Source organism: Caulobacter sp. LARHSG274 (assembly GCF_052871235.1).
The window spans coordinates 399,727-415,598 of sequence record NZ_JBIXJO010000002.1 but is presented as its reverse complement, the minus strand read 5'-3'; the positions used below and the strand labels follow the sequence as shown (position 1 = coordinate 415,598).

Sequence of the window (15,872 nt, the reverse complement as noted above, 5' to 3'; positions counted from 1 at the left end):
ACCCCTGGAACATGGAAAGGGCCGGCGCCGATGAGGCGCCGGCCCTGAAATCTGGCGGGCTCCGCGTCAGTCCGCGGCCATGGACTCGTCGAGCCAGGCCTCGAAGGTCGTCTCGCCCAGGGTCGCGCCGGCGCCCGGAACCAGGGTCCGATCGTCCAGCACGGCGCCGAAATAGAGCGCCTGGGGATCGGCCACGACCTCGCGGGGATCCTGCTGGGCGCTCAGATACTGCTCGGCGAAGGCGTCCAGGCGGAAGGTCTCGGGGCCGGCGACCTCGAGCGTGCCGTTGACCGGCCGCCCAACGACCACCTTGGTCAGGGCGGCGGCGACGTCGTCGGCCGCGATCGGCTGGATCAGGACGGGCGGCAGGCGGATGGCGTCGCCGGCGGCCGCCGCATGGACGATGCCGCCCACGAACTGGAAGAACTGGGTCGACCGCAGGATGGTGTAGGGCGTCGAGGCGGCCTTGATCAGGGCCTCCTGGGCCAGCTTGGCGCGGAAATAGCCGCTGGCCTGCAGGCGCTCGGTCCCCACCACCGACAAGGCGACGTGGTGCTTGACGCCGGCGGCCTGCTCGGCGGCCAGGAGGTTGCGGCCGGCGGTCTGGAAGAAGGCCATCGCCGCGTCGTCCTCGAACGACGGCGAGTTGGCGACATCGACGACGACCTCGGCGCCGGCCAGCGCCTCGGCCAGGCCCTCGCCGGTCAGGGTGTTGACCCCGGTGTTCGGCGCGGCGGCGATCACCGCGTGGCCCAGGCGGGACAGGTTGTCGACGGTCTTGGACCCGATAAGCCCCGTTCCGCCGATGACGACGATCTTCATGTCATATCTCCTCGACTATTGTCGTCGAAGAATAATATGGAGACCTAGAGGAACGCCACGGATCGACTTTAGTCAAAACGTATAAAGAAAGGCACCCATGGGATCATGTATACGTGCGAATGACATGTCAAATGTCACGATCGTTACATTTCCAAAGTCGATCCATGTCCTTTGGTGTATGAATGGGTGTAATTTCGGTGAATTATCCAATGAAACCTACACCGGTAAGCGACCGGAGTTAGGCAGTACGCCACGCGACCTGTCCCGGCGGCCACGCTCTCCTATGCCCGAGGCCTAGTCCGGCGGGCTTCGCGAACGGTGGCCGCCATCCCGGCGGGCCCGGCATCCTCGGGGCTCTTCAACGCCACCCGAGGACCAGACATGACCCCGCGCTTCGCCCCCTTCAAGATCGTTACGGACCTGACCAACGCCCTGCTGGCCGTCGAAAAGGCCCTGGCCGCAGCGAGCATCGAAACCAGCCTCGCCGACCTGGTGAAGATCCGCGCCTCGCAGATCAACGGCTGCGCCTTCTGCGTCCACATGCACGTCACCGCCGCCAAGGCGCACGGCGAAACCGACATGCGCCTGTTCCTGCTCGACACCTGGCGGGAGTCGCCGCTGTTCACCGATCGTGAGCGCGCCGCCCTGGCCTGGACCGAGTCGCTGACCAAGATCGCCAAGACCGGCGCCTCCGACGCCGACTACGCGCTGGTCAAGAGCCAGTTCACGGAGGTCGAGATCGCGACCCTCTCGGTGATGATCGGCCAGATCAACACATGGAACCGCCTGCAGGTGGCCGCTCGCGCCGTCCACCCGGTCCAGCCCGCCGCCGCGGCCGCCTAGGCGGCGTCACGAGATCCGAAGCCCGCGCTTCGGAGATCCGCGGAGACGACAGTCCTCCCTCCCCCAGGACGAGACGTCGCTCTCCGTGCGCGCCTGGGCTCCCCCCCCCCCAACGAGCCCAGGCGCGGCCGCCGGCCCGCCGCCTCTTGAAAGGGACCATCATGCTGAAATCCACCTGCATCGGCCTGGCCGTCCTGCTCGGCGTCGCGGCCCTGGCCAACGGCGTCTTCATGCTGCTCGCCCCGGAGGCCTGGTACTTCGCCGTGCCCGGCGTGACGACGACAGGGTCGTTCAACCAGCACTTCCTCCGCGACATCGGCCTGATCTTCCTGTTGATCGGCGCGGGCTTCCTGGCCGGCGCGTTCCAGCCTCGCCAGCGCCTCCTCCTCTGGGCCGTCCCGACGATCTGGCTTACAGGCCATGCGCTGTTCCATTTCTGGGAAGTGGCGGTCGGCATCTGCTCGGCCTCGGCCATTCCCCGGGATTTTCCGGCGGTGACCCTGCCGGCGATCCTGGGCTGGCTGCTGACGGCCTGGGCGTTCCGCGCCCGCACGGCGAAGGCGGCGACATGACCCCGCAGTCCGCGACCTTCACCGACCAAGGTCCAACGCGCCGCGACGATGCGTCCACCGCCTCGGTCGTCGCCGACCTGATCCAGGCCGCGCTGGGCGCCGCAGAAGCCCGCAGCTTCAGGCGCCTTGACGAGGGGCCGGCAGATGGCGAGCCGGATTGGGACAGGGACCGCCGCCGTCCTCCGTCGAAAGGCGCCCGGCTGCCGACCTGGCGCATCCGAAAGATCGAGCGCTTCATCGCAGAAAACCTGGATCGTCCGCTGCCCCTGGAGACCCTGGCGCCGCTGGTCCGGCTGAGCTGCAGCCACTTCGCGCGCGCCTGCAAGAACACCTTCGGCCTGACGCCGCGCCAACTGGTCCTGCATCACCGCATCGAACAGGCCCAGGCGCTGATGCGCGACGCGCTCACGCCGCTCAGCCAGGTCGCCCTGGCCTGCGGCTTCGCCGATCAGGCCCATTTCTCGCGGCTGTTTCGCCAGACCGTCGGGACCACCCCGCGCCAATGGCGCCGCGACAATCTCGCCTCCAGCCTCAACAGAAGAGACGCGCCATGAACCCGCAGAACCACCACGCCTCGCGCCGCGTCGTCATGACCGCGGGCCTGGGTCTCGCCGCCGTGGCGACCCCACGGCCCTTGACTGGCGTCGCTCAGGCCAATCCTTCCTCCTCCTCGCAAACATCAGGAACCAGGACCATGGGCAGCGGCTACGTCACCACCACGGACGGCGTGCAGATCTTCTACAAGGACTGGGGGCCCAGGACCGCCCAGCCGATCGTGTTCCACCACGGCTGGCCGCTGAGCGGCGACGACTGGGACAACCAGATGTTGTTCTTCCTGTCGCAGGGCTTCCGCGTCATCGCCCATGACCGCCGCGGCCATGGACGCTCGACCCAGACCGACGCCGGCAACGACATGGACACCTATGCCGCCGATCTGGCCGTGCTGACGGCCCACCTGGGCCTGAAGAACGCCATCCACGTCGGCCACTCGACCGGCGGCGGCGAAGCGGCGCGCTATGTCGCCCGCTACGGCGGCGAGGGCCGCGTGGCCAAGGTGGTGCTGATCGGCGCGGTGCCGCCGATCATGCTGAAGACGCCGGCCAATCCGGGCGGCCTGCCGATCGAGGCCTTCGACGGCCTCCGGGCGGCGCTGGCGGCCAATCGCTCGCAGTTCTACCGGGACCTGCCGTCGGGTCCGTTCTACGGCTTCAACCGCCCCGGCGCCAAGGTCAGCCAGGCCCTGGTCGACAACTGGTGGCGCCAGGGCATGATGGGCGGCGCCAAGGCCCAGTACGACTGCATCGCGGCCTTCTCGGCGACCGACTTCACCGACGACCTGAAGACGATCGAAGCGCCGGTGCTGCTGATGCACGGCGACGACGACCAGATCGTCCCGATCGCCGACGCCGCCCTGGTGGGGATCAAGCTGCTGAAGAAGGGCGCCCTGAAGGTCTACAAGGGCCTGCCGCACGGCATGGCCACCACCCATGCCGAGATCATCAATCCGGACCTGCTGGCCTTCTTCAAGAGCTGACTATCGCGCGTCAGGCGGCGAGGTCTCCAGACGATCCGGGAACATCAGCCGCCTGGCCGGGCGTCCCGCCGGACCGGCAGGATGACGCGGAACACCGCGCCGCCCGCGGGATGGTTGGCGACGGCGATCCTGCCGCCGTGCTCGGCGATGATCGACTGGCAGATCGCCAAGCCGATCCCCATGCCCGTGTCCTTGGTGGTGAAGAATCCGTCGAACACGCGGTCCAGGTCCGCCTCCGGGACGCCGGGGCCAGTGTCGTGGATCGACAAGGTCACGGCGTCGGCCGCATCGGCGTCGATCCTCAGTGCGATACGGCGCTCCTGCGGATCGGCCTGCGCGATCGCTTGGATGCTGTTGATGAGCAGGTTGACGACCACCTGCTGAAGCTGCACCCGATCGCCGACCACGGGCGGAAGCGCGCCGACCTCGGCGCGCGACAGGGTGATGCCCCGCGCGTCGAGATCGTGGCGCACGAAGTGCAGCGCCTCGTCGACCACCTCCGCCAGGTCGAGGATTACCCGCTCCGGCCCCTGCTTGGCCGCCATGCTCCGCACGCGCTGGATGATGTCGTTGGCGCGCTGGGCGCTCGCCGCGACGCGGGTGATCAGTTCGATGGCTTTGGCGAGGTTCGGCTCCTCCCGCGCGAGCCATCGCAGGCTGGTCTCGGCGTTGGTGACGATGGCCGCCAGCGGCTGCTTGACCTCGTGGGCGATCGAGGTGGCCAGCTCGCCCAGCATCGAGACGCGCGCGGCGTGCGCGAAATCCGCCTGCAGGCGGCGAAGTTGCGCCTCGGTCCGCAGGCGCTCGGTGATGTCCTCGATGGTGATGAAGGTGGTGTCCAGGTGCTCCGGCGGCGCGGGATAGGTGACCGAGAACACGACGTCGCGCACCTCGCCGTCGAAGGTCGCCATCCTGGCTTGTTCGACATAGTTTCGCCGGCCCTGGAAAAGGGCCACCATCATGCGCTTGGCCATCTCCGGGGTCGCGGCGAACAGATAGCGGACCGGCCGGATCAGGTCCGCGGCGTTGGCGGCCCGGAACAGGGCCACGGCCGCCCGGTTGATCTCGGTGACCAGGACGATGTCCTGGGCGATCTCCACCAGCTCGGGATGCGCATCGAGATAGGCGGCGATGTCCGTCACGCCCTCGGCGCGAAGACGCTCGAAGACCTCGCCCGCGCCCCGCGCATCCACGTACCAGAGGGGCGTGGGCGTATGGTGGATCAACATCCGAAAACGGTCTTCGCCCGCCTGGCGCGCCGGGATCGTGGCCTGAACGACTTCGTCGCGATCACCTCCGGAGCGAGCGGGCCTCGGCATTTTCCATTCCTGGTCCAAGCCGCCGCGCCCTTCCGCAGCGATGGGATCCAAGCCCGACAGACGCCATGCCATGGTCTAGGGACGCCTTTCGCGCAGGTCTTGCGGGATCGCTTCCCAGGCGCGGATCAACTCGCCGACCGAGCCGGCCCGCATCTTCCGCATCACATTGCTGCGGTGAAGCTTCACGGTGATCTGACTGATGCCGAGGTCGAAGGCGATCTGCTTGTTGAGGCGGCCGCGCGCCACCTCGGCCAGCACCTGGCGCTCGCGCGGCGTCAGTGCGGCCAGCAGGTCGAGATGGCGTTTGACGGCGTGGGCGTCGGCCCGCTGGGCGAGGTCCCGCTCGATCCCGGCCGCGACCGCGTCGAGGAGAGTCTGGTCTCGCACCGGCTTGGTGAGGAAGTCGACCGCGCCGGCCTTCATCGCCTGGACTGTCATGGGGATGTCGCCGTGTCCCGTAAGGAAGATGATCGGCTTGGGATCGCCGCTCCGCGCCAGATGATGCTGCAGGTCCAGGCCGCTGGAGCCGGGCATCCGCACGTCGAGGATCAGGCAACCCGGGCGGTCGACCCCGCCGGACTCCAGCCACTCCCGGGTCGAGCCGAACGTCGCGGCGTCGATCCCCACCGATTCCAAAAGCTCGGCCAGGGCCGTTCGGACGTCCAGGTCGTCGTCGACGATCAGGACAAGCGGGTGTTCCGCCAGGCTGGCCTCGTCGCCGATCTTCGCGCCTCGCGTCGCGGGCGTCGCCGGGCTTGGGGGCTGGCGCCGCGGCTCCTGGTTCATGATGGCCTCCCTCGGGTTGACGACGCGCGCATTCTCCACGGATGGCCGATCGGCGGCGCCCCTGAACCGGTTGGCGGCTCGGCCTGGATCGAGGGATGTTCGCGCCCCTGACTCGGGGGTAGCATCAGGTCCTTTCCAGGCGGCAAGTAGGTGGCGACCTCGGACTTGGGAGCCAGGGAAACGGCGGGACGGCTGTGCGATTGATCAAGGCGATTCTCGTCGCGGCGATGCTGCTGCCCGTGGCGGCGTCAGCGGCCGAGCCGCCGCGACGCCTGGCCCACTACACCCATCAGCGCTGGACCGAGGAGGGCGACGCCCCCGCGCCCGTGCTGGCGATGGCGCAGGGCCGGGACGGCTTTCTCTGGCTCGCCACCGGTGAAGGGCTGTTTCGATTCGACGGGATCAGCTTTGAGCCTATCGAAGCCGAGGAAGGCGACGAGCAACACGACCTGCCGAGCGCGCTGCTCGTCGCGCGCAATGGCGACGTCTGGACCAGCTTTAGCCGGTCGCGCCGCTTCGCGGTCTATCGAGACGGCAAGCTTCGCGTCCTCGCCACGCCGGCCGCGCCCGACCGGGTGACGGCGTTGGCCGAAGGCGTGGATGGGACGGTCTGGGCCCTGACGGCCAAATTCGAAGCCGAGCTGCTGGCGCTTCGCAACGGTCAGTGGCGGCTGTTCGACGCCGACCAGGGCCTGCCGCGCGACGACGCCCTCAGCCTGCTGGTGGCGGCCGACGGCGCGGTCTGGATCTCCCTGTGCAATTCGGTCGTCCGGTTGCCGCCGGGCGCCGAGCGGTTCGAAACCGTGCTGAAAACCCCACGCGCCAACGGCATGCTTTCGCAGGATCCCGCCGGCCGTATCTGGCTGTCCGAGAAGGCGGGGAGCTATCCCATCACCGGACCCGGCGGACGAGGTCCGCCGCCGCCGCTGGCCTCGCCCTACCCCACCGACGACACGCTGATCCGCGGCGCGCCGATGTTCGACCGTTCGGGGAACCTCTGGATCGCCATGCGCTATCAGGGCGTGCAGCGCGTCGCCTCGGCCGCGCCGGCGGGCCCGCCTCCGCAAGGACGTCCCCACGACAGGGTTGAATCGATCCGCGGGCGCGATGGCCTGTCCTCGGACGTGACCACCCAGGTCCTGGAGGATCGAGAAGGCAATATCTGGATCGGCACGGAGAAGGGCCTGGACAAGTTCCGACCCGCGACCCTGCGGTCCGAGCCCGAGCTGACCGATCCCGCCGCGTTCGGCGACAAGCTGATGACGGCCTCCGACGGCAGCGTCTACATCGGCCAGGCCAGGACGGTGTACCGCGTCGCGCCGGGCGGCGATCCGCAGCCCATCTTGCGCGACGTCCGCGAGCCGCAGAGCCTTTGCGAGGCGCCGGACGGCGCCATCTGGATCGCCTTCGCCACCCGTATCGCCGTGTGGAAGAAGGACCGGCCCCTCAGAAGCTTCGCCCGTCCCGACACCGACAGCATCGTCTACGACTGCGCGTTCGACGCACGCGGCGACTATTGGATCTCCGCGGCCTCAGGCGGCCTGCTCCGCTATCGGCGCGGACGGTGGGAGGCGATGTTCGAACCGCCGGGCGCCGGACATCCCCAGCCGATGACCATGGTCCGTGACGCTCAGGGCCGGCTGGTCGTGCAATGGACCGACCGCAAGCTGACCTGGATCGACCAGGCCACGCGCACGATCGCACCGCTGGACGTCGGGGCCGGCGAGCCCACGGCCTTGACGCTCTATCCGACCTCCAACGGCGACCTCTTCGCCGCCGGGGGCTTTGGTCTCTCGCGCTTCCGCGCCGGACGCGTGGAGACCCTCTGGGCCGATCGGACCTCCCCCGACAGCCGCATCAGCGGGATGGTGCGAACGCCGGAGGGCGATACCTGGATCGCCTATCCCCGGACCTTGGCCCGGATCGGTCCGCAGGAGCTGGAACGCGCCTTCGCCGCCCACGTCCTTGCGCCGGCCGCGCTTTCCCTGGGCTTCGGCGACGGCCTGACCAGCCGACCCCATTCGCACACCCAGCGCTCCCTGGTTCAAGGCGGCGACGGGCGACTCTGGGTGGCCACCGAGACCGGCGCCCTGTGGATGGATCCCAGGCGCATCGCGCGGACCCACCTGCCGCCGGGCGTCGCGATCAAGTCCCTCACCGGCAACGACCGCCTCCACCGGGACCCCGGCTTCCTGAAGCTTCGGCCCGCGACGTCCAATGTCGAGATCGACTACGCGGTCCTGAACTTCGCCGACCCCAAGCAGGTCAGCGTCCGCTACAGGCTCGAAGGCTTCGACGAGGCGTGGATCGACCCCGGTCCACGCCGGCAGGCCTTCTACACCAACCTCGGCCCCGGCAAGTATCGCTTCCGGGTGATCGCCGCCAATAACGAGGGCGTCTGGAACCAGACCGGCGCCGCAGTGGACTTCGAAATTCCGCCGACCTTCCTGCAATCGCGCGGGTTCCTGGCCCTGTGCCTGGGCCTGGCGTTCGTTCTCCTCTGGCTGCTCTATCGTCTTCGCGTCGCCCAGATCGGGCAACGCTTGCGGGTCGGGCTCGAGGCGCGGCTGGGCGAGCGCGAGCGCATCGCCCGCGAGCTGCACGACACGCTGCTGCAAAGCGTCCAGGGCCTGGTGCTGCGCTTCCAGTCGGTCGCCAACAAGATGCCGGCCGGGGATCAGTCGCGAGACCTGCTGGAATCCGCGCTCAAGCGCGCCGACGACGTGATCGTCGACGGACGTAACCGGGTCCGCGACCTCAGGATCGCCGAAAGCCCCGGCGACCTGCGCGCGGTTCTTGAGGAGGGCGTGGCCGCGGCCGGCTTCGATCCGCCGATCACCGTCCGCATCGTCGCCGACGGCGCGCCCCGCGCGGTCCATCCCCTGGTCTCGGCCGAGATCGGCCGGATCGCCGGCGAGGCCCTGTTCAACATCGCGCGCCACGCCAGGGCCCAGTCGGTCGAGATCGCGATCAGCTTCGCCGGACACCAGCTGAGCGTTCGGATCCGTGACGACGGCGTCGGCATCCCCGAGGACGTGATGGCCACGGGGCACAAGCTCGGCCATTTCGGCCTGGTCGGCATGCGCGAGCGTGCACAGAGGATCGGCGGCGTCTTGACCATCGAAAGCCAAGCGGGCGCGGGCACGGAAGTGGCCGTGAAGCTGCCCGCCAGACTGGCCTTCGCGGACAAGACGCCGGGCAGGTGGCGGCTGTCCTCGTTGTTGCGTCGTTTCAGGAGTGCGTCCGTTGCCTGACCCCAGTCCCAGTCCGATCCGCGTCCTCGTCGTCGACGACCACCCCATCCTGCGCGAGGGCGTCGCCGCGATCCTCGAGGACCGGGCCGACATGGTGCTGGTCGGCGAGGCCCGGGACGGCGTCGAGGCCATCGTGCGCTTTCGCGAGCTGCTGCCGGACGTCACCCTGATGGACCTGCAGATGCCGGGCATGGGCGGGGTCGAGGCGATCAAGGCGATCCGCGCCGAGCACGCGAGCGCCCGCATCGTCGTGCTCACCACCTATGACGGCGACGCCCAGGCGGTGCGCGCGCTGAAGGCGGGCGCGACGGGCTATCTGCTCAAGAGCAGCCTGCGCACCGAAATGCTGGACGCCATCCACGCCGTGCACCAGGGCCGCCGTTACCTGCATCGCAACATCGCCGACGAGATCGCCATGCACATCGTCGACGACGCCCTCAGCGACCGCGAGGTGGCGGTGCTGCAACTGGTCGCCGTCGGCAAGGCCAACAAGCAGATCGCCTGGGAGCTCGGGATCTCCGAGGAAACCGTGAAGGGACACCTGAAGGCCATCTTCGCCAAGCTTGACGTCTCCGATCGCACCCATGCGGTCACGGTGGCGGCCCGCCGCGGCATCATCGAGCTCTAGAGCTTCACCACCAAACCCCGCCGGGCCATGACATAGCCGAGCAGCCAGCAGACCAGCATGTAGGCGATCGCGCACAGCAGCGAGCCCAGCGCGCCCGGGACCAGCGCCTGGAAGAGGTTCACCCCCACCCAGCCATAGAGGTCGACGCCGGGCGCGACCTCGAACTGGCGCAGGGTGATGACGAAGAGTTCCGAGAACAGGTAGATGATCAGCGGATTGAGGCCGAACACCTGGAAGAAACGAGCCGCGGGATTGGGCTCCCGGCCTTCCAGCGCGAGCGCCAAGCCGGCCAGGGCCAGCAGGTCGATCCCCACCGTCAGCACGACGAAACTGCTGGTCCACAGCTTCTTGGCGATCGGGAACACCAATCCCCAGGCCAGGCCGCCGGCGACCAGGACCAGGCCCGCCAGGGCCAGCTGCGCCACGGCCCGGCGCGCCTCGGCCGAGGTCTTCAGGACCCGCGCGGCCAGATAGCCGGCCAGGACGTTGACCGTCGCCGGCAAGGTCCCCAGCAGGCCTTCGGGGTCGAAGCCGCCATCCTTGCGGTAGAGGTGGTCCCGACCCAGCACGATCAGGTCCAGCCGGGTGCCTGCGTTGCCCAGCTTGGACAGTGGCGCGGCCGGATCGCCCAGGCCCAGCAGGATCGCCCAGTAGCCCAGCAGGACCACGACCGACAGGATCGCCAGCTTGGCCGGCGACAGGTAGCGGACCGCGAAGGCGGCCAGGGCGTAGCACAGGCCGATCCGCTGCAGCACGCCCAGCACCCGGGTGTGCGAGAACGGGATCAGCGTCCAGGCCCCGTCGACCTTGTGCACGAACGGGTACCAGTACATCAGGAAGCCCAGCAGGAAGATCAGCGCCGCCCGCCGCAGCACCCGGGCCGCGAACGGGCCCGCCGGGACCGGCCGCGAAAAGGCGAAGGCCATCGAACAGCCGACCGCGAACAGGAACGAGGGGAACACCGCGTCGGCCGCCGTGAAGCCGAACCACTTGGCGTGGACCAGCCAGGGATAGGCCGGGGCCCCCGGTCCTGAGGTGTTGACGATGATCATCAGGCAGACGGTCAGGCCGCGGAACACGTCCAGCGACAGGAAGCGGGAAGACGGCTTGTCCATGGAAAGGTCCTAGGCCCGGTCCAGCCGGGCGAGAAGAGCCGCCGTCGCGGCGACCGGATCGGCCGGGCGCCGGCGGCGATAGACGGTGTCGCGATCCACCCACGCGTGCTCCCAGGCGACAAGGCCGCGGACCACGGCCGGCTCGTCGAACGGGCCCGTCCCGGCCGCGCGCAGGGCGTCCAGGAAAAGGGACCAGCGCGGCAGGTAGAAGTCGGCATAGAGGCCTTGCCAGGCCTTGGAGGCGTAGTCGTTGAGATTGCCCTCCCCGCCCCAGATCGTCACCTGGGCCTTGGCGTTTAGGACATAGGCGCGGGCGTCGGCCGGGGTGTCGCCATAGGCGCGGGCGGCGTCGATCCAGGTGGCCAGGGTTTCGGGCTGGACGCCGAGCAGACCGTCGACCGCCAGGGCCAGGTCCTCGATCTTGCGCCGTGCGGCGTCGCCACTCGCCAGGTCGCCGCGCCGGTAGGCCAGGACCGCGGCCTGCAGCTGAAGATCGATGTCCTCGCTGGCCAGGTGGCGGGCCGCGTCGACCAGATCGATGATGAACAGCGGCTGGTCGGCGAAGCCGGGCGCCAGGCGCGTCAGCTCGCGGACCGCCGCCGCCAGCTTGGTCCGATCACCGGGATGGGGCGGAAAGTCCTGGATGGCCGCGGTCGGCCGCTTGAAGAACAGGTAGGCGCCGGCCTTGCTTTTCCACCAGCGCGGCGACCAGTAGCGGGTCGAATAGGCCGCCTCGACCAGTTGGCCCAGCGCGGCGTCGAGCGCCGGCGTCGTCCGCCCATAGCGCGACCGGGCATAGGTCGAGAGCCAGGCCGCCTGCGAGGCCTCGCCCGCGTTCCAGGCCAGGTCGTAGGCCGCCTCATAGACGATCGAATTGCTGTGCAGCCCCTCGGGGAACATGCCGAAACCGGCCAGGCGCCTGGTCTCAGGATTGGCCGTCAGGGCCGCGAGGTCGCGGCGGTAGTAGTCCAGGTCGCCATAGACCGGGTTGCTGCCGCCGTAATTGTGGACATAGCCGTAGATCCACGGCTTGCCGCCGAACGCCTGGGCGTTGCGCCAGGTGTCGGGATAGCGGTCGTTGCCGATGTCGAGGATCATCAGCCGGTCGTCGGGGACCTGGCTCAGATAGGCGGCGATGGCGGCCGGATCCCAGAAGTGCTGGTCGGCCCCGAACAGCCAGCCCTGCATCACCCAGACCGCGTCGGGCTGGGCCTGGCGGATGGTGTCGTAGATCGCCTTGCCGTAGGCCGCCAGCCGCCGGGCCTTCAGCGCCGGGTCGATCTCGACCTTGTCCTTGGTCGCCGCCGCCGTATTGGCCTTGCCGTCGCCATAGGTCGCGGCCCGGGCGTCGGCCCCGTCGTCGGCGATCGGCGGCAGCATCTCGTTGAAGGAGTCGGCGAGATAATAGGTCCCGGCCCCGTAGGTCTCGGCGTAGAGCGCCATGAACCGCGCCGCGAGCTTGGCGAACAGCGGATCGGCCGGATCCAGCCAGTAGGTCTCGTGGAAACCCTCCCAGGCCCGCATCCGGTAGATCCTGGCCTCGGGATGCTTGAGGGCGAAGGCCTTGGGCACATAGCCGCCGAAGGCGGGCAGGATCGGGGTCATGCCCAGCTCCCGCATCCGGGCCAGGATCTGGCGCTGCAGGACCTTTTTCTTGTCGATCCAGGCCGGCGGCAGCGGGGCGCGATAGCCCTCGATATTGCCCATGCGCTGCCAGGGCGTGAAGGCCGGCCCGGAAAAGTAGTCGGCCAGTTCCGGCTCGGACAGGCCCGCCTCGCGCCACAGGTCGCGCCAGACATGTTCCTGGCCCTCCATGGCCAGCGGCATGTCGACGCCGTGGACCGCCATCCAGTCGATCTCGCGGCTCCACCGCGGCCAGTCCCACCAGGGCGTGGTGTAGCCGTAGGTGCAGGTGTTGAGATAGGCGCGGTGGGCGAACGGCGTGGCGACCTTGCCGCCCTTCGCGTCGGGGAAGCGGTCAGGCAAGGCCGCGCGGTCCCCCTCCCAACTGACCAGGGCCGCGCCGATGGATCTCAGGTGGGCGTAGACGCCGCGGGTCAGGGCGATCGCCGTGTCGCCGCTGACGGCAAGCCGCCCGCCCCGGCTTTCGACCGCATACCAGGAGCCTTCCGTGGCCGTGGCGCGCGGAACAAGGGTCAGGTCGATCCGCCCGGCCCGATCGCCGAAGCGCCGGACCAGCACCGCCCTGGCCGCCTTGACCGCCTCGGCCTGCGCCGGCCCGGCCGAGGCCGAGGCGGGGATCGAGACCGCCGCGGCGGTGGCGAGCGCCTGCCGCAGCGCCTGACGGCGGGAAGGTCGAGATGGCATGCGCTCAAGCCCCGGCGATCGTTGAAGCCACTGAAAAATCTGGTCGCCGCGAGCGTCCGAGACAGATCAAGGAGCAGACCATTTAAAGACCTATCTAGCCTGTTGGCCGGATCAGCCTAGGTCGAAACGCCCGGCCGACAAAGATCATAAACTGTTATTTTTGATGATTTTTCCTGAGAGATCACGCCTTTGGCGCCGCCTTGGACTTCATCCGGCGGCCAAGGCGGCGCTCCGTGGAGAATTTTTCACAGAAATTCAAAATCTTATCTTGAAAGCGTAGAGAGACCCCGCCGGCCGAAATAGCACCAATCTAGTGCCTTTCCTGTAATCAATGACGCCAGCGTGGCGCGGGAGACGCGCCCGACAACGCCACCCGGATATTTGGCGCTCGCGCGCCGACGTCTCTGGATTATGCGTAAAATCTACCTAACAAGTAGGTTATGGCCTCCAGCAAAGCCCCACCCGTCGTCGCCGTGATCGGCGCAGGCTTCAGCGGCGTGATGACCGCCCTGCACCTGCTGCGCCAGGGCCGGCCGATCAAGGTCGTGCTGATCGAGCGACGCAGCCCGATCGGCCTTGGCGCCGCCTACGCCACAGACGATCCGGCCCACCGCCTGAACGTCCGGGCCGGCAATATGAGCGCCTGGCCCGACCGGCCCGACGATTTCGTCGCCTGGCTGAAGGATCGCGGCCTCGACATCGGCCCCGGCGGCTTCGCCACGCGGGGCGACTACGGGCGCTATCTGCAAGGCATGTTGTCGGGCCTGGCCGAAAGTCCCGAGGCCGCCGGCCGGCTGGTGATCATCCCCGACGAGATCACGGCCATCGCGCCGACCGAGGGCGGCTGGGCCCTGACCTGCGGCATGGGACGGGCGATCGGCGCCGACGCCGTCGTCCTGGCGCTGGGCAATCCGCCGCCGCGCGCGCCGGAGACCGTCACCCCCGAGCTGGAGGCCTCCGGCGCCTATGTCGCCGATCCCTGGCGCTGGAGTCTCGAGACCGCGCCGGACGGCGAGGGTCCGATCCTGCTGCTGGGCAGCGGCCTGACCATGGTCGATGCGGCGCTTTCGCTGGACCGGCTCGCGCCCGGACGGCCGCTGATCGCCCTGTCGCGGCGGGGCCTGATCCCGCGCGAACACCAGGGCGCCCCGCCCTCGCCGCCGCCGGCCCCGCCGCCGGCGCCGCTGCCGCCGCTCGCCGTCCTGGCCTGGCTGCGCGAGGCGGCCGACCGGCATGGCTGGCGGACCGCCATCGACGCGGTGCGCCCCGCGACTCAGGACCTGTGGCGGGGCTGGAGCCTGAAGCAGCGCGCCGCCTTCCTGCGCCACGCCCGGGCGTTCTGGGACGTCCACCGCCATCGACTGTCGCCCGAGGTCGCCGAGCGGCTGGCGCGGATGCAGGCCGACGGCCGGCTGCGCGTCCTGGCCGGCAAGCTCGACCGGACCGACCGGCTGGAGGACGGCCGGGTCGGCGTGGCCTGGCGGCCGCGCGGCGGAACCCGGACCCGGCGCCTGGAGGTCGACCTGGTGGTCAACTGCACCGGCCCCTCGTCGGACGTCGAACGCTCGACCGACCCCCTGGTCGCCGCCCTGGCGGGCCGAGGCCTGGTCCGCGCCGATCCCCTGCGGCTGGGACTGGACATCGACGCCGACCACCATGTGCGCGACGCGCGGGGCCGCATCCAGCCTACCCTGTTCGCCGTCGGCCCCATCACGCGCGGCGCGCTGTGGGAGATCAACGCCGTGCCCGACATCCGCGTCCAGGCCGCCCGCGTGGCGGCGACCGTGTTCGAGACCCTGTCAGAGTTCTAGCGCGGCCTGGTGCATCAGCCCCGACAGCCTGGCGATCGACGGGTGCGGCGCGGCGCCGATCCGGCTGACATAGGCCACCTGCGGCACGGCCGGCAGGCCCGCCTCGATCGGCGGGGTTCCGGGCCGGAACAGCGCGGTGCGGCAGGTGACGGCCAGGCCCGCCTCGACCGCCGCCCGCAGGGCCGACAGGCTGGGTGTCTCCAGGGCGACGCGGAACGGCCGCCCGTCGCGCTCCAGCGCCGCCAGCGCCGCGTCGCGGAACCGGCAGGGCGGGGCCAGTATGGCCAGGGGCAGGACCGCGGCCTTAGCCAGGTCCGGATCGCCATGCCAAACCATCGGCGCCACGCGGGCGGCATGGGGATCGTCCGGCGCGCCCATGCACAACACCACGTCCAGCCGATCGCCGCTCAGCAGGTCCAGCAGCTCGGGCGAACCGGCCACCCGGACCTCCAGCTGGACCTCGGGATTGAGCTGGCTGAAGCGGGCCAGCACCCCCGACAGCAGGGTCTCGGCGAAGTCCTGCACCAGTCCCACCCGCACTGGCCCGACCAGGGCGTCGCCGGTCAGGGCGACCACGGCCCGGTCGTTGAGGGCCAGGATCTCGCGGGCGTGGACCAGCAGGGCCTGGCCGGCCGGGGTCAGCACCAGCCGCCGGCCGTCGCGGTGGAACAGCGGCGTCAGCACCGTCTCCTCCAGGCGCTTCATCTGCAGGCTCAGCGCCGACTGGGTGACGAACACCCGCTCGGTCGCCTTCAGCATCGATCCGGAGTCGACGATGGCGACGAAACTGCGCAGCAGCTCGGTGGGCAGGTTGGTGGCCATGGGCGCCCCCTATGAGAAACTCTGATATGACCCCTGAG

13 protein-coding genes are annotated in these 15,872 nt (G+C 69.5%); 7 read left to right on the top strand and 6 right to left on the bottom strand.

The window, feature by feature from the left end; all coding sequences use genetic code 11:
- Positions 1-66: 66 nt before the first annotated feature.
- Complete coding sequence (locus tag ACIPQB_RS06215; RefSeq protein WP_446484346.1) at positions 67-822, bottom strand: SDR family oxidoreductase; 756 nt, start codon at positions 820-822, stop codon at positions 67-69.
- 381 nt (positions 823-1,203) lie between these two features.
- Here ACIPQB_RS06215 and ACIPQB_RS06210 point away from each other — a divergent pair, with 381 nt between their 5' ends.
- The 4 genes from ACIPQB_RS06210 to ACIPQB_RS06195 all read left to right on the top strand — a co-directional run bounded on the left by ACIPQB_RS06210 (position 1,204) and on the right by ACIPQB_RS06195 (position 3,771).
- Positions 1,204-1,665 (top strand): carboxymuconolactone decarboxylase family protein, encoded by a 462-nt coding sequence (locus ACIPQB_RS06210; RefSeq protein ID WP_446484345.1) that lies wholly within the window; start codon positions 1,204-1,206, stop codon positions 1,663-1,665.
- Between the two features lie 161 nt (positions 1,666-1,826).
- A complete protein-coding gene (locus ACIPQB_RS06205; protein ID WP_446484344.1) occupies positions 1,827-2,237 on the top strand; it encodes a hypothetical protein in 411 nt (136 codons plus the stop codon).
- Positions 2,234-2,791 (top strand): helix-turn-helix domain-containing protein, encoded by a 558-nt coding sequence (locus ACIPQB_RS06200; protein WP_446484343.1) that lies wholly within the window; start codon positions 2,234-2,236, stop codon positions 2,789-2,791. The genes ACIPQB_RS06205 and ACIPQB_RS06200 overlap by 4 nt, the downstream gene beginning before the upstream one ends.
- 140 nt (positions 2,792-2,931) lie before the next feature.
- Positions 2,932-3,771 (top strand): alpha/beta fold hydrolase, encoded by an 840-nt coding sequence (locus tag ACIPQB_RS06195; RefSeq protein WP_446484342.1) that lies wholly within the window; start codon positions 2,932-2,934, stop codon positions 3,769-3,771.
- A 44-nt stretch (positions 3,772-3,815) separates the two neighbouring features.
- Here ACIPQB_RS06195 and ACIPQB_RS06190 read toward each other — a convergent pair whose 3' ends face one another.
- Positions 3,816-5,162: a sensor histidine kinase gene (locus ACIPQB_RS06190; protein ID WP_446484341.1), complete on the bottom strand. Its 1,347-nt coding sequence runs from the start codon at positions 5,160-5,162 to the stop codon at positions 3,816-3,818.
- 3 nt (positions 5,163-5,165) lie between these two features.
- On the bottom strand, positions 5,166-5,876 hold the full coding sequence (locus tag ACIPQB_RS06185; protein WP_446484340.1) for a response regulator transcription factor: 711 nt from the start codon (positions 5,874-5,876) through the stop codon (positions 5,166-5,168).
- Positions 5,877-6,070: 194 nt separating this feature from the next.
- On the opposite strand from ACIPQB_RS06185, the gene ACIPQB_RS06180 reads away from it, so the two are divergent.
- Positions 6,071-9,130 (top strand): two-component regulator propeller domain-containing protein, encoded by a 3,060-nt coding sequence (locus tag ACIPQB_RS06180; protein WP_446484339.1) that lies wholly within the window; start codon positions 6,071-6,073, stop codon positions 9,128-9,130.
- Positions 9,123-9,758, top strand: coding sequence for a response regulator (locus tag ACIPQB_RS06175; RefSeq protein WP_446484338.1), 636 nt, complete (start codon positions 9,123-9,125; stop codon positions 9,756-9,758). Before ACIPQB_RS06180 ends, ACIPQB_RS06175 begins: the two co-directional genes overlap by 8 nt.
- Here the strand turns inward: ACIPQB_RS06175 and ACIPQB_RS06170 are convergent.
- Complete coding sequence (locus ACIPQB_RS06170) at positions 9,755-10,873, bottom strand: acyltransferase family protein (RefSeq protein ID WP_446484337.1); 1,119 nt, start codon at positions 10,871-10,873, stop codon at positions 9,755-9,757. The two genes, ACIPQB_RS06175 and ACIPQB_RS06170, sit on opposite strands and share 4 nt — an antisense overlap.
- A gap of 9 nt (positions 10,874-10,882) precedes the next feature.
- Positions 10,883-13,201, bottom strand: a complete 2,319-nt coding sequence (locus tag ACIPQB_RS06165; RefSeq protein ID WP_446484336.1) for an alpha-N-acetylglucosaminidase — start codon at positions 13,199-13,201, stop codon at positions 10,883-10,885.
- A gap of 440 nt (positions 13,202-13,641) precedes the next feature.
- Between ACIPQB_RS06165 and ACIPQB_RS06160 the strand changes: the two genes are divergently transcribed.
- Entirely contained in the window at positions 13,642-15,012 is a 1,371-nt protein-coding gene (locus ACIPQB_RS06160; protein WP_446484335.1) for an FAD/NAD(P)-binding protein, read from the top strand.
- On the opposite strand, the gene ACIPQB_RS06155 is transcribed toward ACIPQB_RS06160, so the two are convergent.
- Positions 15,001-15,834: a LysR substrate-binding domain-containing protein gene (locus ACIPQB_RS06155; protein ID WP_446484334.1), complete on the bottom strand. Its 834-nt coding sequence runs from the start codon at positions 15,832-15,834 to the stop codon at positions 15,001-15,003. The two genes, ACIPQB_RS06160 and ACIPQB_RS06155, sit on opposite strands and share 12 nt — an antisense overlap.
- Between the last annotated feature and the right edge of the window lie 38 nt (positions 15,835-15,872).

What these genes read in the sequence shown, in the direction of transcription:
- ACIPQB_RS06215 (WP_446484346.1), bottom strand. Translation starts at nt 822, where the DNA reads ATGAAGATCGTCGTCATCGGCGGAACGGGGCTTATCGGGTCCAAGACC.
- ACIPQB_RS06210 (WP_446484345.1), top strand. Translation starts at nt 1,204, where the DNA reads ATGACCCCGCGCTTCGCCCCCTTCAAGATCGTTACGGACCTGACCAAC.
- ACIPQB_RS06205 (WP_446484344.1), top strand. Translation starts at nt 1,827, where the DNA reads ATGCTGAAATCCACCTGCATCGGCCTGGCCGTCCTGCTCGGCGTCGCG.
- ACIPQB_RS06200 (WP_446484343.1), top strand. Translation starts at nt 2,234, where the DNA reads ATGACCCCGCAGTCCGCGACCTTCACCGACCAAGGTCCAACGCGCCGC.
- ACIPQB_RS06195 (WP_446484342.1), top strand. Translation starts at nt 2,932, where the DNA reads ATGGGCAGCGGCTACGTCACCACCACGGACGGCGTGCAGATCTTCTAC.
- ACIPQB_RS06190 (WP_446484341.1), bottom strand. Translation starts at nt 5,162, where the DNA reads ATGGCATGGCGTCTGTCGGGCTTGGATCCCATCGCTGCGGAAGGGCGC.
- ACIPQB_RS06185 (WP_446484340.1), bottom strand. Translation starts at nt 5,876, where the DNA reads ATGAACCAGGAGCCGCGGCGCCAGCCCCCAAGCCCGGCGACGCCCGCG.
- ACIPQB_RS06170 (WP_446484337.1), bottom strand. Translation starts at nt 10,873, where the DNA reads ATGGACAAGCCGTCTTCCCGCTTCCTGTCGCTGGACGTGTTCCGCGGC.
- ACIPQB_RS06165 (WP_446484336.1), bottom strand. Translation starts at nt 13,201, where the DNA reads ATGCCATCTCGACCTTCCCGCCGTCAGGCGCTGCGGCAGGCGCTCGCC.
- ACIPQB_RS06160 (WP_446484335.1), top strand. Translation starts at nt 13,642, where the DNA reads ATGGCCTCCAGCAAAGCCCCACCCGTCGTCGCCGTGATCGGCGCAGGC.
- ACIPQB_RS06155 (WP_446484334.1), bottom strand. Translation starts at nt 15,834, where the DNA reads ATGGCCACCAACCTGCCCACCGAGCTGCTGCGCAGTTTCGTCGCCATC.